The following is a 24,979-nucleotide window of genomic DNA, read 5'->3' as shown; positions in this document are numbered from 1 at the left end:
CGCCGCTCCGCGGTCGTTATGCTGTCCGAGTGCGCGCGGGCGCGTCCCGAGGGCGCGCGCAGGGGCCTGTAGCTCAGTTGGTCAGAGCGCTGCGCTTACACCGCAGATGTCGTCGGTTCGAACCCGGCCGGGCCCACGAGGAATGCCGTGAGATGCGGCGAGGGGGAGGACGCGCGTCCTCCCCCTTCGTCGTTCCTTCCTCGTCGTCAGTCCGCGGTCGCGTCCGTCATCGACGAGGGCGCGGCGGTGTGCTCGACCGGGTCGACGCCGGCGACGAGCTTGCCGGACGAGCCGGTCCCGAGCCGTTCGAGCGCGAGGCGCCCGACGAGCTGCTGATTCGTCGTCGTGCGCTGCGAGCGCGCTCCGGAGACGAAGCTGAAGAGCCAGTGGACGAGCGTGCCGATCTGGGACTTGAAGCCGACGATGTAGAGGAGGTGGAGGAAGCACCAGGCCGCCCAGGCGAGGAAGCCCGTGAGGCGGACGCGGCCGATCTTCACGACGGCCTCGAAGCGCGCGATCGTCGCCATCGAGCCCTTGTCGCGGTAGGCGAAGGGGGCGGGCGCCGGCGAGCCCGACAGGCGCGCGAGGATGGTCCTCGCGGCGTGGCGGGCGGGTTGGGTGGCCCCTTGGGCGACGCCGGGGACTCCGGGAACGCTCATCATGTCGCCGAGGACGAAGATCTCCGGGTGGCCGGGAACGGTGAGGTCGGGTTCGACGACGACGCGGCCCGCGCGATCGAGTTCGGCGCCCGCGCGGTCGCGTAGGACCCCGCCGAGCTCGCTCGCCTGAACGCCCGCGGCCCATACCTTGCAGTTGGCGCGCAAGGTTTCGGCGGTGCCGTCGCGGAACTGCAGAGTGACGGTGTCGTGGTCGAGGGCCGTGACGAGGGCCCCGGTGCGGACCTCGACCCCGAGGCGCTCGAGTTCCTTCCGGGTCCGATCGCCGAGCTCCTCGCCGAAGACGGGGAGGGGACGGTCGGCGCCGTCGACGAGGATGACGCGGGCGCGCGTCGGATCGATCGATCGGAACTCGTGGGCGAGCGTTTGCGAGGCAAGCTCGCGGATCTGGCCGGCCATCTCGACGCCGGTGGGGCCGGCGCCGACGACGACGAAGGTGAGGAGGCGCTCGATCTCGGCGGGGTCGGTCGCGATCTCCGCCTTCTCGAAGGAATCGAAGATGCGGGCCCGGAGCTCGAGGGCGTCGTCGATCGTCTTCATGCCCGGCGCGAAGACGGCGTACTCGTCGTGTCCGAAGTAGGACTGGCCGGCGCCGGCGGCGACGACGAGCGTGTCGTAGGGGGTTTCGCGGACCTCGTTGTGATTCCTCCAGACGACGAGGCGCCGCTCGACGTCGATGTCCTCGACGAGCGCCTGGAGGACGCGGACGTTCTTCTGGCGCTGGAGGATCTCGCGGGTCGTCGGCGCGATGTCGCCCTCGGAGAGGATGCCGGTCGCGACCTGGTAGAGGAGCGGTTGGAAGAGGTGGTGACCCGTCTTCGCGAGGATCGTGATGTCGGCGTCGGCGCGCTTGAGGCCCTTGGCGGCGGCGAGTCCGGCGAATCCTGAGCCGATGATGACGATGCGGTGCATAGTGGTCCCCCTCAATTACGTCACGACAAGCGTATCTAAATCGAGGGTCGCGGGAACTGCGGCGTTGACCACTCGGGGCTCGTCGGGCACGAGGAGCCGCCGGGCGCGAGAGGGCGTCGGTGGGGCCCGCGGCGAGGCCGGCAAGGAGGCGGCGGAGCCTAGAGCGCCGCGGCGATCCGCTTCGCCGCGTTCGCGTCCGGCTTCCCGTTGGGGAGCTGGGGGAGCGCGTCGACCCACACGGCGCGGCGGACCCTCTCCCAGGGCGCGAGACCCGCGCGCAGGCCAGCGAGGACGTCGAGGGCGTCCGGACGCGTCGGGGACGATTCTGCGGGCACGAGCAGCGCCGCGACGATCTCTCCCCAGCGCTCGTCGGGAACTCCGACGACGAGGGCGTCGGCGACCTGGGGGAGGGCGCGGCAGAGCTCTTCGATGCGGTTCGGGGCGACGAGCTCGCCGCCCGTGTTGATCATCCGCGAGGCCCTCCCGACGATCGAGTACCATCCCCGCGCGTCGCGCGTCGCGAGATCGCCCGTCGCGAGCCATCCGTCGCGGATGCGCGCGGGCCCGCGCTCTCCGGCCGACAGGAACGAGGTCGCCACCCCCGGCCCCCTCACCTCGATCTCGCCGACCTCGCCGACGCCGACGGGCTCGCCGGGACGGCCGGGGGCATCGGCCGGCGCGACGAGACGGACGTCGACATAGGGGAAGGGCGCGCCGAGCGCACCGGCCGGCGCCCCGGAGTCGGGGGAGGCCATGAGGCCCGCGCCGCTCGTCTCCGTCATCCCCCACACGTGAATGGGGCGCAGGCCCGCCGCGCGCATCCGCTCGGCGAGGGCCGGGCCCATCGCATCGCCGCCGACGAGGGGGCGCTCCCAGCTCGACAGATCCGCGCCGACCCGCTCGTTCGCGTCGAGGAGGAGGTGGCACATGACGGGGACGACGAACATCATCGTGATCCGGTGCGCCTCGATCGCCCGAAGGACGACGCCGGGGTCGAAGGCGGGGAAGACGACGAGCGCGCCGCCGTGGCTGAACACGTCGAGCGTCGTCCCGTTGAATCCGCCGATGTGGGAGACCGGCGCGCACACGCCGACGACGTCGCGAGCGGGCGAGTACTCGAACCCGTCGCGGAAGCACATCGAGCCCCACCACATGCACGCGTGCGAGAGCTCGACCCCTCGGGTGCGCCCGGCCGACCCCGAGGTGTGGACGACCGCCGCGATCTCGTGCGCGACGGCGGCAGGTTCGTCCCCGGCCGGCGGGCTCGCGAGGGCGCGGGCCGCGAAGTCGTCCAGGGCGAGGGTCGTTCCCGTCGCATCGGGCGCCTGCGCCCCGGCCTCGTCGATCCCGGGATCGCCGGGGAGACGATCGACGAGGACGAGGCGCGGGCGGAGGGACGAGCGGAGGGACGCGGCGACGTCCTCGGGGAGGCGCTCCGAGAGCGGGACCGTGACGGCGCGGATCCACGCGCACGCGCAGTGGAGGACGTAGACCCACGGCGAATTCGCGCACGCGTAGACGACGCGGGCGCCCTCGCCGACGCCGAGGGCGCGCAGAAGCGTCGCCGTGCGGGCGACGGCGTCGGCGCTGCGGCGCACCGACCAGACCTCGCCGGAGTCGAGCCAGACGAGCGAGTCGCGGTCGGGACGCTGCTTCGCCGCGCGCAGGAGCGCCCGGGCGGGGGAGTAGTTCGGCTCGGTCACCTCAGACGCCCGCCGGCGCCTCGCGAAGGGCCCGCCGCTCGGCGCGCTCGCGCATCGTCTCGAGGACGGTCCCCGCCTCCTGGAGGGTGGTGCCCGAGTCGTCGAGGTGGGCGAGCTCGGCGGGGATCTCGAATCCGCGCGCCCGCATTCCCTTGGCCCACAGGAGCCCGGCGCGGTAGGACGAGCGGACGAGGGGGCCCGCCATGACGCCGGCGAAGCCGATCTCCTCGGCCTCGGCCTTGAGCTCGACGAACTCCTCGGGATGGACCCAGCGGTCGATCGGGTGATGGAGCGGCGAGGGGCGCAGGTACTGGGTGAGGGTGAGGAGGTCGCAGCCGGACTCGTGGAGGTCGCGCATCGCCTCGGAGATCTCCTCGCGGGTCTCGCCCATGCCGAGGATGAGGTTCGACTTCGTCACCATCGAGCCGTCGTGCGCCCGCGAGATCATCGCGAGGGAGCGTTCGTAGCGGAAGGCCGGGCGGATCTTCTTGAAGATCCGGGGAACGGTCTCGAGGTTGTGGGCGAAGACCTGCGGGCGGGCGGCGACGACCATGTCGATCGCGTCCGGATCGCCGCGGAAGTCGTCGACGAGGAGCTCGACGCCGGTCGAGGGGCTCTTCTCGCGGATGAGCCGACACGTCTCGGCGTACAACCACGCCGCGCCGTCGGGCAGGTCGTCGCGGGTGACGCCGGTGATCGTCGCGTAGCGCAGTCCGAGTTCGGCGACGGACTCGGCGATGCGGCGCGGTTCGTCCGTGTCGTACTCGGTCGGACGCCCGGTGGCGATGTCGCAGAAGTCGCAGCGGCGCGTGCAGACGGCCCCGCCGAGGAGGAAGGTTGCCTCGCGGTCCTGCCAGCACTCGTAGATGTTCGGGCAGCCGGCTTCGGCGCACACCGTGTGGAGGCCCTTCGCGTGCGAGAGGGCGCGCATGTCGTGGTAGTTCTCGCCGGCGCGGGCCGTCGTGCGGATCCACTCCGGCTTCGACTCGATCGGCGTCAGCGAGTTCTTCGCCTCGACGCGCAGCAGCTTGCGGCCCTCGGGATCGGGGAGGGTGCTCATCGGATGCTCCTTTCCTGGGGGAGGACGAGGTCCTGATCGGGATTCGCGAGGCGCGGACGGATGGAGGCGAGGAGATGGATGAGGAGCGCGTCGGCCGCTTCGCGGACGGTCGCGCGCACGCCCTCCCAACCGAGGGAGGCGACGTCGCAGTCGACGAGGCCGCAGGGGATGATGCCGGAGAAGGCGGCTGCGGGGTCGATGTCGACGTTGAGCGCGACGCCGTGAAGGGTCGCGCCCCGGGCGACCTTGAGGCCGATCGCGCAGATCTTCCGATCGCGGCGGCCCTCCTCCGTGAGCCAGACGCCCGCGCGCCCGTCGATCCGGTGGGCCGGCAGGCCCCACTCCTCGCGCACGGTCTCGATGACGCCGGCCTCGACGGCGCGGATCCACGCGTAGAGGTCGACGGGCTCGGCGAGCCGGACGATCGGGTAGCAGACGACCTGGCCGGGCCCGTGCCACGTGGCGGAGCCCGCCCGGTCCGTCGCGATGATGGGGAGGGTCGTGTCGGGGACGTCCTCGGGTTTCGTGTGGCGGCCCGCCGTCCACGTCGGCTCGAACTCGGCGAGGATGATCGCGTCGCCCTCCCCGGCGGCGGCCCTTTCGTGAAGCTCTCGCTGCAATCGGTCGATCTCGCGGTAGTCGACCAGTCCTTCGCCGATGAAGTCGTAGAGCAGCACGGTCGGCCATTCTAGCGGTTCGCGGCCGGCGTCGAACCGGGCCGGGTTTCCGGCGCGCCGGATATCCTGGGCCGGTGAATGCGAATTGGAGACTGGCGGACGTCCTCGCCCGCATGGAGGAGTGGTATCCCGCCGACCGGGCGGAGTCCTGGGACCGGGTCGGGCTGATCCTCGGCGACCCCGCCGCGAAGGTGCGAAGGATCCTCCTCGCGGTCGACCCCGTGCGCGCGACCGTCGACGAGGCGCTCGAGTTCGGCGCGGACCTCCTCCTCGCGCACCACCCCCTCTACCTGCGCGGGACGAGCTTCCTCCCGGAGACCGACCCGAAGGGGAGCTCGGTCGCCCGCCTCATCCGGGCCGGCGTCGCGCTCTTCAACGCCCACACGAACGCCGACGTCTCACCGGGCGGGGTCGCCGACGCGCTCGGAGAGCTCCTCGGGCTCGAGGACGCCGAGCCCCTCGTGCCCTCCGGCGTCGATTCGCGGGGCCGCCCCTTCGGGCACGGCCGGATCGGGAGGATCGGGCCGATGCGCCTCGGGGACTTCGCCGACCTCGTCGCCTCCCGGCTGCCCGCCGGCCCGACCGGCCTCCTCGTCTCGGGGGACGAGGACGCCCGCGTCGAACGGGCCGCCGTGTCCGGCGGGGCGGGTGATTCCTTCCTCGCGGACGCCCGCTCGGCCGGCGCCGACGTCTTCCTCACCGCCGATCTGCGCCACCACCCGGCGTCCGAGCACCTCGAGGGCGGGGCCCCGGCCCTCCTGTGCGGGAGTCACTGGGCGACCGAATGGCCGTGGCTCCCCGTCCTCGCCGAGCGCCTGCGCGGGGCCGCCGATGAGGCGAATGTGGATCTCGACGTGAAAGTCTCTACCATTGCGACCGAGCCGTGGACGGGCCACCGGCGAACACGAGGAGGACTCCTGTGAAGGCGACGTACATCGATCAGCAGAGCCTGCTCGAACTCCAGGGACTCGACCAGAGGGAGTCGGCCCTGCGCCACCGCCGCGACTCGCACCCCGCCCACGGAGTCGTCCGCGAGCTCGCCGCCCGCGCCGAGGACCTCCAGCGCGCCGCCATCACCCAGTCCGCCGTCATCTCGGACGTCACCCGCGAGGTCGAGCGCATCGAGAACGAGGTCGGCCTCGTCCGCGCCCGGCGCGCCCGCCAGCGCGAGCGCCTCGACGCGAACCAGGTGCCGCTGCGCGACATCTCCTCGATGGAGCACGAGATCGCCCAGATGGACGCCCGCCTCAGCGCCCTCGAGGACGACCAGTTGGCCGCCGAGGAGCAGCGCGAGGCGGCGGTGGCCGCCCGCGAGGCGATGCTGAAGGAGACCGAGGCGATCGCATCGGACGTCGAGTCCGCGAAGGCCGGTTTCGCCGCCGACGTCGAGGAGCTCGACGTCGAGCTCCGCTCCGTCATCGCGAAGCGCCGCGCCCTCGTCGAAGGGCTCCCGGAGGCCCTCGTCGACGAGTACGAGCGGGTTCGCCGCGCGAACGGGGCCCTCGCCGTCGTCGAGGTCCGCAACGGCGTCGGCATCGGCGCCGCCGCCGAGCTCTCGCCCCTCGAGCTCGATCGCATCCGGCGCACCCCGGACGACGAGATCTACTGGACCGAGGACACCGGCGCGATCGTCGTCCGCACGACGCGGGCCTGAGCCCGATCCGCGCTCGGCCGGTCGCGCGGGGCGCCGCCTCAGTCCGTGACGAGGACGGCCGTGCGCGCCCGGCCGCCGGCCTTCGAACGCGCGGCGTCGGAGATCTCGACGCCGATTACGGCGTGGGGAACGCCCTTCGCGTCCTCGATCCGGATCTCGCCGGGAAGCGCGGCGAGCGACTCGAGGATCGTGTCCTCGTCCGCGTGGGCCCCGAGCGCGAGGAGTCGGCGGACGACGAGGCCGCGCCACCGCTTCGCGTCGTGGGAGATGGTCTGACGCCGAGCCCCGGTCTCGCGCACGGCGCCGATGCGGACGAGATCCGCCCAGGGCGCCGGGCAGGCGGAGGCGTAGGTCCCCGAGCGCGCGTCGACGACGCATTCGCCCTCTGTCTCCTCGCGCAGCGCCTCGTCGAGGCGTGGGCGCCAGAAGCGAGCGAGGGGGCCGATCCCGGGGAGGTCGACGCCCATCGAGAGACGATGATCCGGAACGGGGTCCGAGGCGCCGAGGACGCCGAAGGCGCCGGAGAAGATCCGCAGGACGCTCGCCGCAGCCGCCGACGCCCCCTCGTCGAGGGACGCGGCGTCGAGCGCGTCGTAGAGGACGCCGGTGAAGAGGGAGAGGGCCGGGGCGCAGGGGGCCTCGACGAGACGGAGGTTCGTCGCCGCCTCGTCCGCGGTCGCGGGTCCGAGCCCGAGGATCGCGGCGGCATCGGGGCGGGCGCTCGCGCATGCGAGGGCGTCGAGCACCTCGGCGCGAGCGGCCGCGAGACCGGGGTGGACGAGTCGGGCGAGGTCGAGGCCGACGGCATCGGGGAGGCCGCCTCCCGCGGGAGCGGTCTTCGACTCGGACGGGGGCAGCCAGACGAACATGGGGGCATGCTACCGGGCTGGTACACTGGCCCGCGCGGATGAGTCGGTCGGGCGGCCGCGAGGGGAGACCCCCGAGGAACGTCCGGGCTCCGCAGGGCAGGGTGATGGCTAACGGCCACCCGGGGCGACCCGAGGGACAGTGCCGCAGAGAACAGACCGCCGCGGGCGACCGCGGTAAGGGTGAAACGGCGGGGTAAGAGCCCACCAGCGATCCGGGCGACCGGATCGGCTCGGCAAACCCCACCCGGAGCAAGACCGAGCAGCAGGCAGTGGACGGCCCGTCCCAGTACTGCGGGTAGGTCGCTTGAGGCCCGTGGCAACACGGGTCCTAGAGAGATGGTCGCCGCCGTCTCACGACGGAACAGAACCCGGCGTACAGACCGACTCATCCGCCCCTTCGGGGCCCGCGTCATGGGAGCGTCCCCTGGGCGCGCGGGGCTCAGCGCCGGTGCCTCTCCTTCCACCGCGAGCCGAAGGACGACTGCGCCCGCGCGGCGATCGCCCGGCGCTGATCGCGGTGCATCCGATCGATGAGGTCCCTCTCCGATACCCACCCGACGAGGCGGCGCTCGCCGTCGAGGATCGGCAGTCCGGAGGCGCCCGAGGTCGCGAGGGCCTCGAGGACGACGGAGGGGAGTGCCGTCGAGGGCGCCGAGGCGTCGCGCAGAACGAGGGAGGAGATCGGCGCCCCGAGATCCTCCTCGTCCTGACGGGCGATCGCGAGGTCGATCGCGCCGATGAGCCCGAGGTAGCGCCCCGACTCGTCGACGACCGGGAGGTCGGAGGCGTGGAGTCCGCGCATCGAGAGGATCGCCGAGCCGAGCGTCGCATCCGAGCGCAGGGAGCCGGGCACCGGCCCCATCCACTCCGCGACGGGCTTCGCGCCGAGGAGGGTCGCGTCGACCGGATCGTCGAGGACGTCGCCGCGGCGGCGGAGCTTCTCCGTGTAGATCGTCGCGCGCGTGAGGAATCGGGAGACCCCGGTCGCGAGGACGACGGCGAGCATCATCGGCATGATGAGGGAGTACTGGCCGGTCATCTCGACGATGATGAGGACCGCGGTCATCGGTGCGCGGGCCGCTCCGGCGAAGGCCGCGCCCATCCCGATGACGCCGAAGACGCCGGGCGCCGTGCCCGTGAGCGGGGCGATCGCCTGGCCGAAGGCGGCGCCCGCCATCGCGCCGATGAAGAGCGTCGGGGCGAAGACGCCGCCCGATCCGCCGATCCCGATCGTGTACGAGGTGTAGACGGCGCGCCCGAGCATCGCGAGGAGGAGGAATCCGATCGAGTACGTCCCGGCGAGGGCCGCCTCCTCGATCGGGTAGCCCGAGCCGTACATCTGGGGGAAGACGAGGATGCCGGCGCCGAGGAGGACGCCGAGAACCGCGGGCTTCGACCAGTCGGGAAGGCGCAGGCGGCCCCAGACGGCGTCGATGCCGTCCTCCATCGCGTAGAGGAGCTTGGAGAAGCCGAGACCGGCGAGTCCGGCGAGGACGCCGAGCAGGCCGACCCACCACATGTCGGCGAGGTGCGTGAAGGCGAGGTCCCGCCCGACGTGGACGATCGTCTCGTCGCCCTGGAGGGCGCGGGCGAGGATGGAGGCCATGACGGAGGAGACGACGACGTAGCCGAAGGTCTCGGCCGAGAAGCTCGTGAGGATGACCTCGAGGGCGAAGACGGCGCCCGCGAGCGGCGCGTGGAAGGTCGCGGCGATGCCGCCGGCAGCCCCGCAGGAGGCGAGGAGGACGACTCGCGAGGGCGGGAGGCGCAGCGCGGTCGCGAGGGAGGACCCGAGCGACGCGCCGACCTGGACGATCGGGCCCTCGCGGCCCGCCGACCCGCCCGACCCGATCGTCAGGGAGGAGGCGATGAGCTTGACGACGGCGACGCGTCCGGGGATGCGGCCGCCCTTGCGCCGCACGGCGAGCATGACCTCGGGGATGCCGTGCCCGCGGGCCGTCGGAGCGAAACGCGAGACGAGGGGCCCGTAAAGGAGCGCCGCGACGACGGGGGAGAGAACGAGGAACGCCCAGGGCTCGATCCCGAGGACGCCGTGCGCGGCGCCCGGGCGCGTCGAGTACTCGAAGTAGCCCGTCGACACCCACGTCCAGGCGCGGATCATGACGTTGAAGAGGACGGCGGCGCCGCCGACGATCGCTCCGACGAGAGCGGCGACGAGGCCGATGAGGGACCGGTGCGCGCCGATCGCGGCCCCGAGGTCCTCGAGGCCGCGACCGCGCGTCGAACCCGTCACAGGTTGGAGACGACGAGGTCCGACTCGACGTCGGAGTCGATGCCCCAGACCTTCGAGTAGAAGGCGAGCTCGCACGCCCACGCGTCGCGGATCGTCGTCGCCTTGCGGAAGCCGTGACCCTCGCCCTCGTAGATCCTCAGGGCGACCGCGTCGCCGCGCGCCTCGAGGGCCTCCGCCATCGCGCGCGCCTGAGTCGGCGGCACGACGCGGTCGTCGGCGCCCTGGAGGAGGAGCAGCGGCGCGGAGATCCCGTCGATGTGGAAGAGGGGCGAGCGCTCCTTCCACACCGGATCCTCGAGGTCGTCCGAGCCGATGAGGCGGAAGGCGTAGCCGGCCTCGAACTTGTGGGTCTCCTCCTCGAGGCGGCGCAGGTCCGAGATGCCGTAGAAGGAGGTTCCGGCGGTGAAGACGTCGGTGCGGACGAGGGCGGCGAGGGCCGTGAAGCCGCCGGCCGAGCCGCCGCGGATCGCGATCCGCTTCGGATCGACGAGGCCGCGCTCGACGAGCGAGCGCGCGCCGTCGGCGCAGTCCTCGACGTCCATGACGCCCCAGTTGCCGTTGAGGCGCTCGCGATAGGCGCGGCCGAATCCGGTCGACCCGCGGTAGTTGACGTCGAGGACGGCGAATCCGCGGCTCGTCCAGTACTGGAGCGGGATCTTGAGTCCGGGCCGCGTCGACGAGGTCGGGCCGCCGTGGACGTTGACGACGAGGGGCGGGAGGGTGCCGGCCGGCGCCTCGTACGAGGGGTTCTTCGGCGGGTAGTAGAAGCCGTACGCCTTCTCGCCGTCGGAGGTCGGCCAGGAGACGATCTGAGCGGGGGAGACGAGCGCGGGATCGACCTCGGCCTCGGAGGACGGTCGGATGATCCGCGTCGAGCCGCCCTTCACCTGGATGATCGCGGGCGTGTGGGTCGCCGAATCGGCGAGGAAGACGACGCGCCCGTCGGAAGAGGCGACGTTGCCGATCGGCCACCAGCCCGTCGCCCATTCCTCGGCCATGCCGTTGTTGATCCTCACCGTGCCGATGTGCCAGGTGAGGTCCTCGGCCCACGAGCAGATGAGGTTCTCGTAGTCGAAGTTGTCGTAGGAGTGGAGCCCGAGCTGCCAGTGCGGGTGCGAGAAGGCCTGGGTGCCCGGGTGCATCGCGCGGGTCCGCAGGCGCCCGGTCCACGCGTCCTCGGCCTCGCCCTCGCGCCACGCGAAGCCCTCCGTGCGGAAGAGGTTCGCCCAGCCGGTCGTGTCGTCGACGTGGACGAGATCGCCGTTGAGGGTCCAGCGCGGCTCGTAGACGCAAACGTCCGGCTCGTCGACGACGACGCGATCGATGGTGATCCGCCCTTCGAAATCGAGGGCGCCGACGTGGAGGGCGGAGCGCGTCCACGCCATCTCCGGGTGGTTCCACGTGAGCCACGCGAGCTTCGTCCCGTCGGGGGAGAGGGCGGGAGCCTCGACGAAATCGGTCCCCTCGAAGACGGTGACGAGGGCGGAGTCGTCGCGGGCCGCCGACCCGTCGAGGGGGATCGCGACGAGCGTGTTGACCGGTTCGCCCTCACCGGAGTGGTCCTCGCGGACCGCGTAGACGAGCCCGCGGACCTCGTCGATCTCGAAGTCGCCGAACCGCGACTTCGACAGGGTGGTGAGCGGGGAGACCGTCCGGTGGGGGTCCTTCGCGTCGAAGCGGTAAACGCGGTCGTCGAAGCCGTCGGAGAAGACGATGAAGCCGTCGAGCACCGCGTAGGCGCGGCCGCCGTACTCGTGGACGCGGGTGCGGACGTCGGGAAGGCGGACGCCGTCGATCATCGGAAGGACCTCGGAGGTGACGCCGGCGCCGCTGCGGCGCAGAAGCGTTCCGCGGCCGTCCTCCTTCGGGTGGCCCTCGACCCAGTACGTGTCCGCGCCGTCGACCCGCACCTGGGAGAGCTCGACGCTCCTCGCGGTGAAGGACTCGCCGGTGATCGGGGACTTCCACTCTCCGTAGGGCGCGACGGTCACGGACATGCTTCCTCCTCGGAAGGACGATTCGAACGGTCGGTCGACCGTGATCCACATCCTAGTCCGCGGACCCGGCGCTCCGTGCGGGGGCCGTGTTCCGCGCGGCGGTGCCCGGCACATTAGAATCCGACGCATGCAGTCATCTGATGCGGGCTCACGCCTCCTCCCGAGGATCGATTCCCCGTCGGATCTTCGCGCGCTCACGCCCTCGGAACTCGTCGACCTGTCGCGCGAGATCCGCGAGTTCCTCATCTCAGAGGTCTCGAAGACGGGCGGGCACCTCGGCCCGAACCTCGGCGTCGTCGAGCTGACGATCGCCCTCCACCGCGTCTTCGACTCTCCCACCGACACGCTCCTCTTCGACACGGGCCACCAGTCCTACGTCCACAAGCTCCTCACCGGCCGCCAGGACTTCTCGAAGCTCCGCCAGGCCGGGGGCCTGTCCGGCTACCCGTCGCGCGCCGAGTCGGTTCACGACGTCGTCGAGTCCTCCCACGCGTCCTCGTCGATCGCGTGGGCCGACGGCATCTCCCGCGAGAAGCGCCGCAGGGGCGACGACTCCTGGACGATCGCGGTGATCGGCGACGGCGCCCTCACCGGCGGCATGGCGTGGGAGGCCCTCAACAGGGTCGCCGCCTCGAAGGACCGCCGCGTGCTCGTCGTCGTCAACGACAACGGGCGCTCCTACGCGCCGACGATCGGCGGCCTCGCCCACCATCTCGACGCCCTGCGCACCTCCGAGGGCTACGAGAGGGCCCTCGCATGGGGCAAGCGTCGCCTCCTCGCGATGGGGGAGCCGGGCAGAGCGGCCTTCGACGCGCTCCACGGCCTCAAGGCCGGCCTCAAGGACGCGCTCGTCCCGCAGGTGATGTTCGAGGACCTCGGTCTCAAGTACCTCGGCCCCGCCGACGGCCACGACCTCGTCGCGGTCGAGAACGTCCTCGCCCTCGCGAAGACCCTCCATCAGCCGGTCCTCGTCCACGCGATCACCGAGAAGGGGAGGGGCTACACGCCCGCCGAGGAGGACATCGCCGACCGCTTCCACGCCGTCGGCCCCATCCACCCCGAGACCGGTCTGCCCGTCGCCCCGGCGCGCTTCGGCTGGACGAGCGTCTTCGCCGATGAGATCGTCCGCCTCGCCCGCGCCGACGAGCGGATCATCGGAGTCACGGCCGCGATGATGGCGCCCGTCGGACTCGCCCCCATGAAGAAGGAGTTCCCCGACCGCGTCGTCGACGTCGGCATCGCCGAGCAGGAGGCCCTCGCGAGCGCCGCCGGCATGGCCTACGAGGGCGCCCACCCGGTCGTCGCGCTCTACGCGACCTTCCTCAACCGCGCCTTCGACCAGCTCCTCATGGACGTCGCCCTCCACCGCGCGGGCGTGACGATCGTCCTCGACCGCGCGGGCATCACCGGCGTCGACGGCCCCTCGCACAACGGGATGTGGGACATCGCGATGTGCCAGATCGTCCCCGACCTCGACCTTTCCGCCCCGCGCGACGAGGAGACCCTGCGCGCATCCCTCCGCCGCGCCGTCGCGATCGACGACCGACCGACCGTCGTCCGCTATCGGAAGGGGTCGATGCCCGCGCCGATGCCGGCGCTGCGCGTCGAGGCCGACGTCGACGTCCTCGCCGAACCCGACGAGGACGGGGTCGACGTCCTCCTCGTCGCGGCCGGATCCCTCGTCCCCCAGTGCCTCGAGGCGGCTTCCGCGCTCGCGCCCGACCTGCGCGTCCGGGTCGTCGACCCCGTGCGCCTCCTTCCCGTCAAGGAGGGCCTCGTCGACCTCGCCGCCTCCGCCCGCCTCGTTGTCACCGCCGAGGACGGGATCGTCGACGGCGGATTCGGGTGGGCGCTGCGCGAGGCGCTCTCGGACACCGCGATTCCGCTCCTCGCCCTCGGCGTGCCCAAGCGATTCCTCGACCACGGGGAGCGCCCGGAGATCCTCGCCGAGCTCGGGCTCGACGCGGCTTCGATCGCCGAGCGGATCCGCGCGCGCGTCGAGCGGCTCTAGGGCGCGGGCCGACGACGGAACGGGGGGAGCCTCAGACCCCGAGCGCGTCGCAGATCGGATCGAGAACGAGATCCATCTGCCAATCGCGCGCGCCCTGGTCGTACATGCGCTCCTCGACCTCGTCGCCGCTCGGGCGCTTCGGGTCGAGGGGCGCCCACGCGACGTAGCGCTGGACGCGCGGCTCGAGGATCACCTCGGGCGCGATGCCGAGCTCGTCGGACAAGCGGGTCATCGCCCCCCTCACCGCCGCGAGGCGCGCCGCCGCGTCCTCGTCGATCCGCGCCCACGAGCGCGCTTCGGGGATCGCGCCGGGGAGCCGCGGGGCGCGCAGCGGCGGGAGCTCCGCCTCGTCGGCGACCATCGCCCGGGTGATCGACCGCAGCCAGTCGTCGGCGTAGCGGCGGGCGACGGGGGAGCGGAACTCGGAGATCGACTGGAGGGCGCGTCGGTTGCGCGGCGGGGTCTGCGCGGCCTTGACGAGCGCGGCGTTGCGGACGAGGCGCCCCGGTGCCAGATCGAGGTCCGCCGCGATGCGCTCGCGCGCCTCCCACAGCCCCTCGAGGACCGCGAGGCCGCGGCGCGAGCGGATCTTTCCGGCGCCCGGCAGGGAGCGCCAGCGGTCGGCCTTCGGCTCGGGCGCGGGCTTGGCGGCGAGGTGCGCGTTCTCCTCGACGGCCCACTCCCAGCGGCCGAGGTCGTGGAGGCGCTGTCCGAGGCGGCGGTAGAGCTCGGTGAGGAGCTCGACGTCGAGGGCAGCGTAGCGGAGCCAGTCCTTCGGCAACGGGCGGATCGACCAGTCGGAGGCCTGGTGGTCCTTGACGAGGCCGAGGCCGAGCACCTGCTCGGCGACGGCGGCGAGACCGAAGCGCTCGAGACCGACGAGGCGCGCGGCGAGCTCCGTGTCGAAGAGCGCGGGACACGTCAGGCCCGTCCACCGGAGGTTCGGAAGGTCCTGGGCGGCGTCGTGGAGGAGCCACACCTCGTCGAGCCCCTTCTGAAGGACCGAGAGGTCGGGGAGGGCCGCGGTGTCGATGAGGAAGGTGCCGACGTCCTCCCGTCGGATCTGCACGAGGTAGGGGTCGTTGCCGTAGCGGAAGCCCTGGGCGCGCTCGACGTCGAGGGCGACGGGGCGCGTCCCCCTCTCGAGGGACGCCGCGGCGCGCTCGAGGGCGTCCGCGGTCTCGATGATCTCGGGGATGCCGTCGCGCGGCGAGGCGACGAGCTCGGGGTTCTCCGTGTCTCCGACGGGCAGGCCGTCGGCGTTGGCGATGCGCACGCCTCACACTCCTTCGAGGAAACGCTGCGACGCCACTCCGCACGTCCTCAGCACGAGGTCGGACCATCCGACGAGGTGCTCGCCGATCGAGGGCGAGTCCGGGGTCCACGACGCGCGCATCTCGACGTTGAGCGTCGAGCCGCGCAGAACGAGCCCGCCGAAGGCCTCCGACGTCTCCCGGGTCACCGTGCCCGTGAGGTCGTGGAAGGCGGCGCCGGCGTCGACGAGGCACTCGTCCGCCCACGCCCACAGCGCCTCGGCGAGGAGCGGGTCGTTCCCCATCTCGGGATCGATGTGGCTGCGCAGCTGCGCGACGATGCGGAACGTCCCGTTCCACCCGTGCTGGCCGTCGGGGTCGTGGAGGACGACGAATCTCCCGGTCGCGAGGGGCTCGGAGAACTCCTCGTCGAGCGTCCGCATCGCGAGGGCGGCGGTGAAGGGCGCGAGCCGACGGGGCGGCGGCACCTCCTCGAGCTCGATCCGGGGATTGCGCGGGGCGTTCCGGAGGCTGAGGAGTGCCTCGATGAAGTCCTCGGGAAGTGCGCGCTCGTCCACCGCTCCAGGCTAGGGGCCGATCGCGGCGCCGCCCGCCCGGCGCGCCGCCGCGGTGTGAGATGGCGCGTGATTCGGCGTCTCGCATTGCCCGCGCCCGCGCATGCTCGTAGCGTCGCCTCATACGGGTGAACGCTCGCCCATCGGAAGGATGACGATGACCGACTCTTCATGGACTCTGCGCCGGAGCGATGCGGACGAGGTTGCGGCGGCTCTCGCCGCGGCCGGCGTGGACTCCCCGATCGAGCAGACCCCCCAATGGGCCTCCTTCGACGAATCCGACTCCGATCGGACGTCGCTCGGCTACTTCCTCGTCTCCGACGACTCCGGCGTCGATCGCGCGTCGTTCCTCGCGACTCGCGTCAACGATCACGGGACGCGCTTCGTCTGGCTGCGCCACGGTCCCGTCTGGTTCTCCGTCCCGGCCCCCGACGACGAGTCGGCGCTCGTCACCGCCCTCGTGACGAACATGAAGGCGATCGACGCCGGCGCCACCCACCTGCGCCTCGACCTCGCGAGCGCGCCCGAGGGGGCGATGCTCCCCGGCTCCCTCATCACCTACGACTCGACGGTCGTCATCGACACCTCGATCTCGAGCCCCGACCTCGACGACGACGCGGCGACCGAGGAGATCCTCGCGCGCTTCAAGCCGCGCGGACGGCGCGACGTCCGCAAGTCCGTCCGCGAGTCCGGACTCGAGTGTGCCGATGAGACGGAGGCCGCGACGGCCGACTTCGAGCCCTACCACGCGGTGATGCGGCAGACCGCCGAGCGCGACGGCTTCGTCCCCTGGCCCGCGGAGTTCTACCAGCGGATGCTCTCCGATCTCGGCCCCGAGCGCGCGAGGCTGTTCGCCGGCCGGATCGACGGGGAGGTCGTCTGCTGGTCGATCGTCTGTCTGTCGGGCAGGCGGGCGTGGCGCTACTGCGCCGCGTCGAAGTCGGAGGTGATGCGCTTGCGCGTCACCGACCGCCTCGTCCTCTTCGAGTGCCTCGACCTCGCGCGCAGGGGAGTGGTCGCCTTCGACCTCATGGGAATCGGATCGGACATCGCGCCGAGCCTGGGCGGGCTCAACGAGTTCAAGACGAAGTTCTCCAAAGAGGTCGTCGCGGTCGCGCCGGCTCGTGAGATCGTCCTGCGCCCCTGGGTGTACTTCGGGGTCCAACGGGCCCGCCGGATCCTCCACTCGATCCGGCACTAGGCCCGTCGAACGGGGACTTTCCCGCGAGATCAGGCCGAATGACACGCTTGTGATGCGCGCAACGCCCTCCCGATTTCGCATTTCGCCGGGCGTCCTGTTAGGGTATTACCCGTTCGAAGCGAGCCCCTCGGGGTCGCGAGAAACGCGGATGTGGCTCAGTTGGTAGAGCATCACCTTGCCAAGGTGAGGGTCGCGGGTTCGAGTCCCGTCATCCGCTCGGGCGATTGGCGCAGCGGGAGCGCGCTTCCCTGACACGGAAGAGGTCACTGGTTCGATCCCAGTATCGCCCACGGTCGTTCCGATTCATTCGGACTCGACGGGGTGTGAACCCCAGACCGCACGGCGGTCATTCGCGGATGTGGCTCAGTTGGTAGAGCATCACCTTGCCAAGGTGAGGGTCGCGGGTTCGAGTCCCGTCATCCGCTCGTCAACCCCGGACGCCCAGCGCTTCCGGAGGGTTGCGCGGTGGGTTGGCCGAGAGGCGAGGCAGCGGCCTGCAAAGCCGTACACACGGGTTCGAATCCCGTACCCACCTCGGGCGATTGGCGCAGGGGTAGCGCGCTTCCTTCACACGGAAGAGGTCACTGGTTCGATCCCAGTATCGCCCACTGAGAGTCCCGGATCCGCTGGATCCGGGACTTCGTCGTATCCGCGGCGCCCGCCGGGCGAATCGCCGCAGGTCGATGGGGGAGCGATCAGGGCATCCCCCCATATCCTTGGGAGCGAGTGCTCCCTACACTCGCACTTCGTCAGTAAAGGTGGTCCACATGCGCGCTCACGGCACGACGTCGCTCCTCCCCGTCATCCTCGGCGGGGATTTCGGCGTCTACGGGATCGGCCGCTCCTTCAACGAGGCCTTCGCGTGCCGCTGCCTCTGCGTCGCCAACGAGCCGACCGTCGCGATCACGGGCTCCAACTTCTTCGACGTCCACACGATCCCCGCCGGCATCTCCGACGACGCCCTCGTCGCCGAACTCCTCGGGATCGCGGCCGCCCACCCGGACGCCGACCTCGTCCTCATGGCGAACCACGACGTCCACTCCGCCTTCGTCGCCCGCAACCGCGAGGTCCTCGGCGCCTCCTACGCGCTGCCCTTCCCCTCGCTCAACGTCATCGAGTGCCTCACCGACAAGGCGGCCTTCGCGAGGGCCTGCGCGGCCGAGGGGATCGATACCCCCCGCGGCGTGGAGGTCGACTTCGCCGACTACTCCGACTCCTGGCGCGCGCCCGAGATCCCCTTCGACTTCCCGGTCGTCGCCAAGGCCTCGCGCGGCGACGCCTACGACCTCGTCCATTTCGAGGGCAAGCGGAAGATCTGGTTCATGGAATCGGCGGCCGAGCTCGCCGAGCTGTGGACGACGCTCGGCGAGGCGGGCTTCCGCGACGTGTTCCTCGTCCAGGAGCTCATCCCCGGGGACAACACCGCGATGCGCTCGATCACCGCCTACGTCGACTCTCGCGGTGAGGTCACCCTCATCGGCTCGGCGCGCGTCCTCCTCGAGGACCATGCGCCGACGATGATCGGCAATCCCGTCGCGATGATCACCGAGGAGTTCCCCGAGCTGTGGGAGAAGGCCGAGCGCCTCCTGAGGACCGCGGGCTACCGCGGATTCGCGAACTTCGACGTGAAGATCGATCCTCGCGACTCGCGCGCCGTCTTCTTCGAGGTCAATCCGCGAATCGGCCGGAACAACTGGTACATGACGGCGGCCGGCGCGAACCCGATGTCCGTTATGGTCCCCGACCTCGTCGAGGGCCGCGCCGTCGAGCAGTCGAGAATGCGCGACGAGGTCCTCTACTCGATGGTCCCCGACTCGCTGCTCCTCAAGTACGTCCGCGACGCCGATCTCAAGGCGCACGTGGTCGAACTGATCCGCGCCGGCAAGCGCTTCGACCCGCTCCTCAACCCCGCGGAGAAGTCCCTCAAGCGCAACATCACGGTGCGCCTCCAGAAGCTCAATCACCACCGCAAGTTCGCCCGCTACTACCCCGAGGCGACCGACCGGTCGTTCTGAAAGGATGCCCATGCCCACCACCCGAATCGCCGAACTCAGCGCCGACGAGATGCGTCGCGCCGCATCGGGGATCGGCGGTCTCCCGATCGAGCAGTCCGAGCACTGGGAGGCCTTCTCGCGCTCCCAGGGCCACGGCCTGTGGGGGCTCCTCGGGTGGTACGAGGGCGACAAGTGCGCCGCCCTCATCGCGCTCTACGAGCACAGGCTCCGCAACTTCCGCTACCTCTGGGCGAAGAACGGCCCCGTGTGGATCAAGGAGCCGACGCCCGAGCGCGAGGCGGCCATGCGCGCCGACCTGCGCGCCCACGTGAAGGAGCGCGACAAGGGGATCGTCTTCGTCCGGCTCCACGCCTGGTACTCCGCCCCCGACCTCGACGACGTCCTCCAAACGGTGACCTTCGACCGGACGGTCGTCATCGACTCCTCCGGCGGGACCCCCGAATCGATCCTCGAGACGATGTCGACCGACGGGCGCCGTCGGATCCGCCGGTCGCGCGCGAAGGCCGAGGCGGAGGGCATCACCCTCCACGAGGAGACCGGTCTGTCCGCCGCCGCTTTCGCCGAGTACTACTCCGTCCTTGTCGAGACGGCGAAGCGCGACGGCTTCCGCCCCCACCCGGCGAGCGTCTACGTCGCCCTCCTCGAGTCGCTCGGACCCGAGCACGCGCGCGTCTTCGCGGCCCGCGACGCCTCGGGCGCCCTCCTGTGCTGGGACATCGTCCTTCTCAACGGCAAGAAGGCGCAGGCCGAGTACGGGGCGTCCTCGGCGAAGGCACGGGCCCTCGGATGCGCCCAGCTCCTCGACTTCGACGTCGCGGCGCGGCTCGGCGCCGAGGGCTACGAGGGCCTCGACCTGCGCGGCGTCCATTCGCCGCGCGTCCCCTGCCTCTTCACCGTCGGCAAGTACAAGCGCTCCTTCGCCAACCACTTCACCGACGTCGCGGGAGCCTGGGACATGCCCGTCTCGAAGTCCCAGTACGCGCTCGCCCGCTCCCTTCTCGCCCTCAAGCGCCGTCTGCGCCCCGCGCGCTGAGGCGAGTAGACTCGGGGCGTTCAACCGCCACCGACCCAAGGAGGACCCCGTGCCCGTGATCGAGCTCGTCATCGATGGCGCCCCAGTGCAGGTGGAGGAGGGCACCACGGGCACGACGTGGTACGACTCCCGCTCCGAGGTCGTGGCGCTGAGCGTCGACGGCGTCTCCAAGGATCTCGAGACCCCGCTCGAGGCCGGCACGACGGTCGAGGCGATCACGCTCGACTCGCAGGCGGGCCTCGACATCCTCCGCCACTCGACGACCCACGTCCTCGCCCAGGCCGTCCAGGACCTCTTCCCGGACGTCGATCTCGGCATCGGGCCGTTCATCACCGACGGCTTCTACTACGACTTCGGCAACATCGACGCCGTCACCCCCGAGCTCCTCCGCGAGCTCGAGAAGCGGATGAAGCGCATCGTCAAGGAGGGCCAGACCTTCCGTCGCCGTACGATCACCGAGGACGAGGCCCGCGTCGAACTCGCCGACCAGCCCTACAAGCTCGAGCTCGTGACGACGAAGGGCCACGGCGCCGAGGGCGCGAGCGTCGAGGTCGGCGGCGCCGAGCTCACGATGTACGACAACGTCCGCCGCGACGGCACCGTCGCGTGGAAGGACCTCTGCCGGGGCCCCCACCTTCCGAGCACCCGCCTCATCGGCAACGGCTTCGCCCTCACGAAGTCGTCGTCGGCCTACTGGAAGGGCGATCAGGCGAACGACTCCCTCCAGCGCATCTACGGCACCGCGTGGAAGTCGAAGGAGGACCTCGTCGCCCACCAGGAGCGGATCAAGGAGGCCGAGCGCCGCGACCACCGCCGACTCGGCGCCGAGCTCGACCTGTTCTCCTTCCCCGAGGAGATCGGCCCCGGCCTCGTCGTCTTCCACCCCAAGGGCGGCATCCTGCGCCACGAGATCGAGAAGTACGTCATCGAGCGCCACGAGCGCGCCGGCTTCGACTTCGTCCACACTCCGGAGATCTCGAAGGGCGGGCTCTTCCACACCTCGGGCCACCTCCCGTACTACGCGGACACGATGTTCCCCCCGATGAGCGTCGACGAGGAGACGGACGCCGAGGGCAATGTGACGAAGGCAGGCCAGGAGTACTACCTCAAGGCCATGAACTGCCCGATGCACAACCTCATCTTCCGATCGCGCGGGCGCTCCTACCGCGAGCTCCCGCTCCGCTTCTTCGAGATGGGCCACGACTACCGCTACGAGAAGTCCGGCGTCGTCCACGGCCTCACCCGCATGCGCGGCTTCACCCAGGACGACTCGCACACCTACTGCACGCGCGAGCAGGCCCCCGCCGAGATCGAGAAGCAGATCGAGTTCTTCCTCTCGATCCTCAAGGCCTTCGGCCTCACCGACTTCTACCTCGAGCTCTCGACCCGCGACGAGGACGGCGCTCACAAGGACAAGTTCATCGGCTCGGACGAGGACTGGGAGGCCGCGACCCGCACCCTCGAGGAGGTCTGCGCCTCGACGGGCCTCGACCTCGTCCCCGATCCGGGCGGCGCCGCCTTCTACGGCCCGAAGGTGTCCGTCCAGGTGAAGGACGCCATCGGCCGCACCTGGCAGATGTCGACGATCCAGTACGACTTCAACCAGCCCGACCGCTTCGACCTCGAGTACACGGCCGCCGACGGCTCCCGCCAGCGCCCGATCATGCTCCACTCCGCGAAGCTCGGCTCGGTCGAGCGCTTCATCGGCGTTCTCACCGAGCACTACGCGGGCGCCTTCCCGGCGTGGCTCGCGCCCGTCCAGGTGAAGCTCGTGCCCGTCGCCGAGGCCTTCGACGACTACGTCGACGAGGTCGCCGCCACGCTTCGCGCCGAGGGAATCCGCGTCGAGGTCGACCACTCCGACGACCGCTTCGGCAAGAAGATCCGCAATGCCTCGAAGGAGAAGGTCCCCTTCACGCTCATCGCCGGCGGCGAGGACGTCGAGGCGGGCGCGGTCTCCTTCCGCTTCCGCGACGGCTCGCAGGACAACGGCGTTCCGGTCGACGAGGCCGTGGCGCGGATCGTCGCGCACGTGCGGTCGCGCTCGAACTCCGACCTCTTCGAGGTCGGCGACTGAGATGAACGGGGACGGCGCGGCCCTGCCGACCGAGGACGCCCGCGCGCTGGCGGGCGTCCCGGACGCCTTCTCCCGTTTCTGGACGCCCTATCGAATGGCGTACATCAACGGGGAGGGCAAGCCCGCGGACTCGTCGGGCACCGCGTGCCCGTTCTGCGCGGCACCCGGCAAATCGGACGCCGAGGGCCTCGTCGTGCATCGAGGGCGGACGTGCTTCGTCCTCATGAATCTCTTCCCCTACAACTCGGGGCACCTCCTCGTCTGCCCGTATCGTCACGTGTCCGACTACACGGATCTCGCCGAGGACGAGCGCGTCGAGCTCGGCGAGTTGACGGCGACGGCGATGCGGGTGCTCCGGGAGGTGTCGGGGCCCCAGGGGTTCAACCTCGGGATGAACCAGGGGGAGGTCGCGGGCGCCGGCATCGCCGCCCACCTCCACCAGCACGTCGTGCCGCGCTGGCTCGGGGACGCGAACTTCCTCCCGATCATCGCGCGGACGAAGGCCGTGCCGCAGCTCCTCGAGGACGCCCGCGAGCTCCTCGAGAACGCCTGGCCGAAGGAGGACTGATGCTCGGCAACCACGGGCGCTCGATCACCCGGACGATCTTCACGCCGCTCGCGCGCGTCCTCGCGCGCCTCGGCGTCACCCCCGACCAGGTGACGATCACCGGCACGATCGTCTCGATCGCGATCGCCGTTTCGACGATCCCCTTCGGGCACGTGTGGCAGGGCGCCCTCGGCCTCGCCGTCGTCCTCTTCATGGACTCGGTCGACGGGACGCTCGCCCGGATGACGACGGGCGGGACGCGCTTCGGCGCGTTCCTCGATTCGACGCTCGACCGTCTCGCCGACGGCGCCGTCTTCGCCTCGCTCACCGCCTGGGCGGTGTTCGGTCTCGAGCCCGGAGCGGCCCGCGCCTGGGCGATCGCGCTCGGTCTCGCCGCGATCGTCGGCGCGGGCGCGGTGCCCTACGCGAGGGCGCGCGCCGAGTCCGTCGGCGTCGAGGCGAAGGTCGGGATCGCCGAGCGCACGGACCGCCTCATCGCCGGACTCGCGGGCGCCGCCTTCGCCGACTTCGGGTGGGGCGACTGGTGGCTCGTCGTCGGTCTCGGCTGGGTCGCGCTCGGGTCGCTCATCACTGTCGTCCAGCGCATCGCCTTCACCGCCCGCTCCCTGAGGACCGAGTCCCGCTGAAGCGGGGGCCAGGACGACCATGACCGCCGAATCCGCGTCGACGGGACCGGGGGAGGAGTTCCGCCTCGCGCGGATCCGCCCCGACGCCTCGCGCGCCGCCGTCGAGCGTCCCGAGCCCGGACGGGCCGCGCCCCTGTGGGACGTCCCGCGCGCGAAGCGCCGCTTCCCGTGGTTCGAGGTCGTCCTCTCCGTCATCGGGATCCTCTGCATCGTCGCCTCGATCATCGGTTACCTCTCGCTCGCAGACGCCTACACGGTCGCGCACGTCGCCGTCCTCGCGGCCCTTCCGCTCGTCGTCGTCATCGCCGTGCTCCTCTACATCGACCGATGGGAGTCCGAGCCCTGGTGGACGCGCGGCGTCGCCTTCGCCTGGGGCGCGGGCGTCGCGATCATCGTCGCGTCGATCGTCAACTCCGCGGTTCTCCTCAACGCCTCTCTCGTCCTCGGCGACGAGACGGAGGCGATGCGCTTCACCGCGGTCGTCGTCGCCCCTCTCGCCGAGGAGACGATGAAGGCGGCGGGCGTCCTCCTCATCGTGCTCGCGCGACGCAACACGATCCACTCGCTCCTCGACGGCGTCGTCTACGCGGGGTTCTCCGGCGCGGGATTCGCGTTCATCGAGAACATGCAGTACTTCCTCCAGGCGTCGACCCAGGGCCAGGCGGCCCTCACGGTGACCCTCATCCTCCGCGGCGTCCTCAGCCCCTTCGTCCACCCGATGGCGACCTCTTTCACCGGCATGGCGCTCGCCTGGGCGGTCGTCCGCTCGCGCACCTCCATCGGAAGGGTCGCGACCGTGATCCTCGGCTGTTGCCTCGCCGTCGCCACCCACTCGATGTGGAACTTCTTCGGTTCGGGCGACGTCTCCTCGTGGCTGTCGAACTACGTCCTCTTCGAGGTCCCCTTCTTCGCTCTGTGGATGACCGCCCTTCTCGTCCTCTCGAACCGCGAGGCGCGCTCGATCCGCGAGGGCCTCGTCCCGTACGTCCGCACGGGGTGGATCCTGCCCGCCGAGGTCGACATGGTCGCCGATGCGCACGGTCGTCGCACGGCCCGCCGCTGGGCGCGCGGCGGGGGCAAGGACGCGTCGCGCGCGATGGCCGCCTTCCTCGGCGAAATCGCCGCGCTCGGGCTCGATCAGCGGATGCAGGAGCGGCTCGGGCCGAGGCCCGGTCGCGTCGAGGCCGACAGGGACCTCCTGCGCGCGGCGACCGGGCACCGCGAGGAGTTCCTCCGACTCGTCGAGGTCGCCGCATCGGCGAACGGGAGGCGGCGATGAGCGCCCTCGGCGACGAGTGGCCGCTCGACGCCGACGGCTTCCCGCACCGCGAGGCCGCGCGCGTCGTCCTCTTCGACGAATCGGACCGGCTCCTCCTCGCACAGGGGCACGATCGCGACCAGCCCGAGCGGCAGTGGTGGTTCACGATCGGCGGCGGGATCATGGCGGGGGAGAGCCCGCGCGAGGCCGCCGTCCGCGAACTCTTCGAGGAGACCGGCATCCGGCTCGATCCGGAGGGCCTCGTCGGCCCGGTCCTCTACCGCCGCGCCGAGTTCGACTTCCTCTCCGTCACCGGGCGCCAGGACGAGTGGTTCTTCCTCGGGCGCACGCGCGCACGCGCGTTGACCGACGACGGCTGGACCGACCTCGAGCGCGACGTCATCGACGAGCAGCGCTGGTGGGACGTCGAGGAGCTCGCGGTCGAGCAGGTGACGTGCGAGGTGTACCCGCGCGACCTCGTCGACCGGGTGCGCGGGTGGCTGAGAGGCTGGGACGGACTCCTCCGCGTCATCGAAGAGCGCGAGCGCTGAGAGCCGCG

Annotated in this window: 20 protein-coding genes, 6 tRNA genes and 1 other RNA gene; 18 read left to right on the top strand and 9 right to left on the bottom strand. The window is 71.3% G+C overall.

Going from position 1 to position 24,979, the window contains the following annotated elements; genetic code table 11:
- Positions 1 to 62 precede the first annotated feature (62 nt).
- Positions 63 to 136 (top strand) — tRNA-Val (locus tag DY157_RS04560).
- Between the two features lie 70 nt (positions 137 to 206).
- On the opposite strand, the gene DY157_RS04555 is transcribed toward DY157_RS04560, so the two are convergent.
- The 4 genes from DY157_RS04555 to lipB all read right to left on the bottom strand — a co-directional run bounded on the left by DY157_RS04555 (position 207) and on the right by lipB (position 5,029).
- Positions 207 to 1,589, bottom strand: coding sequence for an NAD(P)/FAD-dependent oxidoreductase (locus tag DY157_RS04555; RefSeq protein WP_115727425.1), 1,383 nt, complete (start codon positions 1,587 to 1,589; stop codon positions 207 to 209).
- Between the two features lie 158 nt (positions 1,590 to 1,747).
- Positions 1,748 to 3,292: a class I adenylate-forming enzyme family protein gene (locus DY157_RS04550; RefSeq protein WP_115727424.1), complete on the bottom strand. Its 1,545-nt coding sequence runs from the start codon at positions 3,290 to 3,292 to the stop codon at positions 1,748 to 1,750.
- Between the two features lies 1 nt (position 3,293).
- A complete protein-coding gene (gene lipA / locus DY157_RS04545) occupies positions 3,294 to 4,352 on the bottom strand; it encodes a lipoyl synthase (RefSeq protein WP_115727423.1) in 1,059 nt (352 codons plus the stop codon).
- Positions 4,349 to 5,029, bottom strand: a complete 681-nt coding sequence (gene lipB / locus DY157_RS04540; RefSeq protein ID WP_115727422.1) for a lipoyl(octanoyl) transferase LipB — start codon at positions 5,027 to 5,029, stop codon at positions 4,349 to 4,351. Before lipB ends, lipA begins: the two co-directional genes overlap by 4 nt.
- A gap of 113 nt (positions 5,030 to 5,142) precedes the next feature.
- Here lipB and DY157_RS04535 point away from each other — a divergent pair, with 113 nt between their 5' ends.
- Positions 5,143 to 5,952 carry a Nif3-like dinuclear metal center hexameric protein gene (locus DY157_RS04535; RefSeq protein WP_235827114.1) on the top strand — a complete coding sequence of 270 codons (810 nt, stop codon included), beginning with the start codon at positions 5,143 to 5,145 and terminating at the stop codon, positions 5,950 to 5,952.
- Positions 5,949 to 6,683: a zinc ribbon domain-containing protein gene (locus tag DY157_RS04530; RefSeq protein ID WP_115727420.1), complete on the top strand. Its 735-nt coding sequence runs from the start codon at positions 5,949 to 5,951 to the stop codon at positions 6,681 to 6,683. Before DY157_RS04535 ends, DY157_RS04530 begins: the two co-directional genes overlap by 4 nt.
- Before the next feature lie 38 nt (positions 6,684 to 6,721).
- Here the strand turns inward: DY157_RS04530 and DY157_RS04525 are convergent, their stop codons facing one another.
- Positions 6,722 to 7,552 (bottom strand): YaaA family protein, encoded by an 831-nt coding sequence (locus tag DY157_RS04525; protein ID WP_115727419.1) that lies wholly within the window; start codon positions 7,550 to 7,552, stop codon positions 6,722 to 6,724.
- Between the two features lie 39 nt (positions 7,553 to 7,591).
- Here DY157_RS04525 and rnpB point away from each other — a divergent pair.
- An RNA gene (gene rnpB, locus DY157_RS04520) (RNase P RNA component class A) lies at positions 7,592 to 7,944 on the top strand.
- Between the two features lie 47 nt (positions 7,945 to 7,991).
- On the opposite strand, the gene DY157_RS04515 is transcribed toward rnpB, so the two are convergent.
- Together DY157_RS04515 and DY157_RS04510 are read right to left on the bottom strand one after the other, a co-directional pair.
- Complete coding sequence (locus DY157_RS04515) at positions 7,992 to 9,806, bottom strand: chloride channel protein (RefSeq protein WP_115727418.1); 1,815 nt, start codon at positions 9,804 to 9,806, stop codon at positions 7,992 to 7,994.
- Complete coding sequence (locus DY157_RS04510; protein ID WP_115727417.1) at positions 9,803 to 11,803, bottom strand: alpha/beta hydrolase family protein; 2,001 nt, start codon at positions 11,801 to 11,803, stop codon at positions 9,803 to 9,805. The genes DY157_RS04515 and DY157_RS04510 overlap by 4 nt, the downstream gene beginning before the upstream one ends.
- Positions 11,804 to 11,930: 127 nt before the next feature.
- Here DY157_RS04510 and dxs point away from each other — a divergent pair, with 127 nt between their 5' ends.
- Positions 11,931 to 13,814 carry a 1-deoxy-D-xylulose-5-phosphate synthase gene (dxs, locus tag DY157_RS04505; RefSeq protein WP_235827068.1) on the top strand — a complete coding sequence of 628 codons (1,884 nt, stop codon included), beginning with the start codon at positions 11,931 to 11,933 and terminating at the stop codon, positions 13,812 to 13,814.
- A 31-nt stretch (positions 13,815 to 13,845) separates the two neighbouring features.
- Here dxs and DY157_RS04500 read toward each other — a convergent pair whose 3' ends face one another.
- Positions 13,846 to 15,090 carry an HRDC domain-containing protein gene (locus tag DY157_RS04500; RefSeq protein ID WP_115727415.1) on the bottom strand — a complete coding sequence of 415 codons (1,245 nt, stop codon included), beginning with the start codon at positions 15,088 to 15,090 and terminating at the stop codon, positions 13,846 to 13,848.
- Positions 15,091 to 15,093: 3 nt separating this feature from the next.
- Positions 15,094 to 15,645: a DUF3000 domain-containing protein gene (locus DY157_RS04495; RefSeq protein ID WP_115727414.1), complete on the bottom strand. Its 552-nt coding sequence runs from the start codon at positions 15,643 to 15,645 to the stop codon at positions 15,094 to 15,096.
- Positions 15,646 to 15,799: 154 nt separating this feature from the next.
- Between DY157_RS04495 and DY157_RS04490 the strand changes: the two genes are divergently transcribed.
- From DY157_RS04490 to DY157_RS04430, 13 genes are all read left to right on the top strand, one after another.
- A complete protein-coding gene (locus tag DY157_RS04490; RefSeq protein ID WP_160159450.1) occupies positions 15,800 to 16,843 on the top strand; it encodes a lipid II:glycine glycyltransferase FemX in 1,044 nt (347 codons plus the stop codon).
- Positions 16,844 to 16,987: 144 nt separating this feature from the next.
- Positions 16,988 to 17,060 (top strand) — tRNA-Gly (locus DY157_RS04485).
- Position 17,061: 1 nt separating this feature from the next.
- Positions 17,062 to 17,133 (top strand) — tRNA-Val (locus DY157_RS04480).
- Positions 17,134 to 17,195: 62 nt separating this feature from the next.
- Positions 17,196 to 17,268, top strand: a tRNA-Gly gene (locus tag DY157_RS04475).
- Positions 17,269 to 17,307: 39 nt separating this feature from the next.
- Positions 17,308 to 17,378, top strand: a tRNA-Cys gene (locus DY157_RS04470).
- 1 nt (position 17,379) lies between these two features.
- Positions 17,380 to 17,451 (top strand) — tRNA-Val (locus DY157_RS04465).
- A gap of 159 nt (positions 17,452 to 17,610) precedes the next feature.
- Complete coding sequence (locus tag DY157_RS04460) at positions 17,611 to 18,858, top strand: carboxylate--amine ligase (protein WP_115727412.1); 1,248 nt, start codon at positions 17,611 to 17,613, stop codon at positions 18,856 to 18,858.
- Between the two features lie 10 nt (positions 18,859 to 18,868).
- The gene (locus DY157_RS04455) at positions 18,869 to 19,891 is read left to right on the top strand and encodes a lipid II:glycine glycyltransferase FemX (protein WP_115727411.1); all 1,023 of its coding nucleotides are present in this window, start codon (positions 18,869 to 18,871) and stop codon (positions 19,889 to 19,891) included.
- 49 nt (positions 19,892 to 19,940) lie between these two features.
- Positions 19,941 to 21,968 carry a threonine--tRNA ligase gene (thrS, locus tag DY157_RS04450; protein WP_115727410.1) on the top strand — a complete coding sequence of 676 codons (2,028 nt, stop codon included), beginning with the start codon at positions 19,941 to 19,943 and terminating at the stop codon, positions 21,966 to 21,968.
- A gap of 1 nt (position 21,969) precedes the next feature.
- Positions 21,970 to 22,536 carry an HIT family protein gene (locus tag DY157_RS04445; protein WP_115727409.1) on the top strand — a complete coding sequence of 189 codons (567 nt, stop codon included), beginning with the start codon at positions 21,970 to 21,972 and terminating at the stop codon, positions 22,534 to 22,536.
- Positions 22,536 to 23,162 carry a phosphatidylinositol phosphate synthase gene (pgsA, locus tag DY157_RS04440; protein ID WP_115727408.1) on the top strand — a complete coding sequence of 209 codons (627 nt, stop codon included), beginning with the start codon at positions 22,536 to 22,538 and terminating at the stop codon, positions 23,160 to 23,162. Before DY157_RS04445 ends, pgsA begins: the two co-directional genes overlap by 1 nt.
- A 19-nt stretch (positions 23,163 to 23,181) precedes the next feature.
- Positions 23,182 to 24,441 (top strand): PrsW family intramembrane metalloprotease, encoded by a 1,260-nt coding sequence (locus tag DY157_RS04435; protein ID WP_115727407.1) that lies wholly within the window; start codon positions 23,182 to 23,184, stop codon positions 24,439 to 24,441.
- Positions 24,438 to 24,971, top strand: coding sequence for an NUDIX hydrolase (locus DY157_RS04430; RefSeq protein WP_115727406.1), 534 nt, complete (start codon positions 24,438 to 24,440; stop codon positions 24,969 to 24,971). The genes DY157_RS04435 and DY157_RS04430 overlap by 4 nt, the downstream gene beginning before the upstream one ends.
- Positions 24,972 to 24,979: the final 8 nt, after the last annotated feature.

Source organism: Actinomyces culturomici (assembly GCF_900499005.1).
Taxonomy (GTDB): Bacteria; Actinomycetota; Actinomycetes; order Actinomycetales; family Actinomycetaceae; genus Pauljensenia; species Pauljensenia culturomici.
Note: the sequence above shows the minus strand (reverse complement) of the source record. Positions and strands in the feature narration are given on the sequence as shown.

Excerpts from the sequence above, each read along its gene's own strand:
- DY157_RS04460 (WP_115727412.1), top strand. The coding sequence starts at position 17,611 with ATGCGCGCTCACGGCACGACGTCGCTCCTCCCCGTCATCCTCGGCGGG.
- DY157_RS04525 (WP_115727419.1), bottom strand. The coding sequence starts at position 7,552 with ATGTTCGTCTGGCTGCCCCCGTCCGAGTCGAAGACCGCTCCCGCGGGA.
- dxs (WP_235827068.1), top strand. The coding sequence starts at position 11,931 with ATGCAGTCATCTGATGCGGGCTCACGCCTCCTCCCGAGGATCGATTCC.
- DY157_RS04555 (WP_115727425.1), bottom strand. The coding sequence starts at position 1,589 with ATGCACCGCATCGTCATCATCGGCTCAGGATTCGCCGGACTCGCCGCC.
- pgsA (WP_115727408.1), top strand. The coding sequence starts at position 22,536 with ATGCTCGGCAACCACGGGCGCTCGATCACCCGGACGATCTTCACGCCG.
- DY157_RS04455 (WP_115727411.1), top strand. The coding sequence starts at position 18,869 with ATGCCCACCACCCGAATCGCCGAACTCAGCGCCGACGAGATGCGTCGC.
- DY157_RS04490 (WP_160159450.1), top strand. The coding sequence starts at position 15,800 with ATGACCGACTCTTCATGGACTCTGCGCCGGAGCGATGCGGACGAGGTT.
- DY157_RS04430 (WP_115727406.1), top strand. The coding sequence starts at position 24,438 with ATGAGCGCCCTCGGCGACGAGTGGCCGCTCGACGCCGACGGCTTCCCG.
- lipA (WP_115727423.1), bottom strand. The coding sequence starts at position 4,352 with ATGAGCACCCTCCCCGATCCCGAGGGCCGCAAGCTGCTGCGCGTCGAG.
- DY157_RS04445 (WP_115727409.1), top strand. The coding sequence starts at position 21,970 with ATGAACGGGGACGGCGCGGCCCTGCCGACCGAGGACGCCCGCGCGCTG.
- DY157_RS04510 (WP_115727417.1), bottom strand. The coding sequence starts at position 11,803 with ATGTCCGTGACCGTCGCGCCCTACGGAGAGTGGAAGTCCCCGATCACC.
- DY157_RS04435 (WP_115727407.1), top strand. The coding sequence starts at position 23,182 with ATGACCGCCGAATCCGCGTCGACGGGACCGGGGGAGGAGTTCCGCCTC.
- DY157_RS04535 (WP_235827114.1), top strand. The coding sequence starts at position 5,143 with ATGGAGGAGTGGTATCCCGCCGACCGGGCGGAGTCCTGGGACCGGGTC.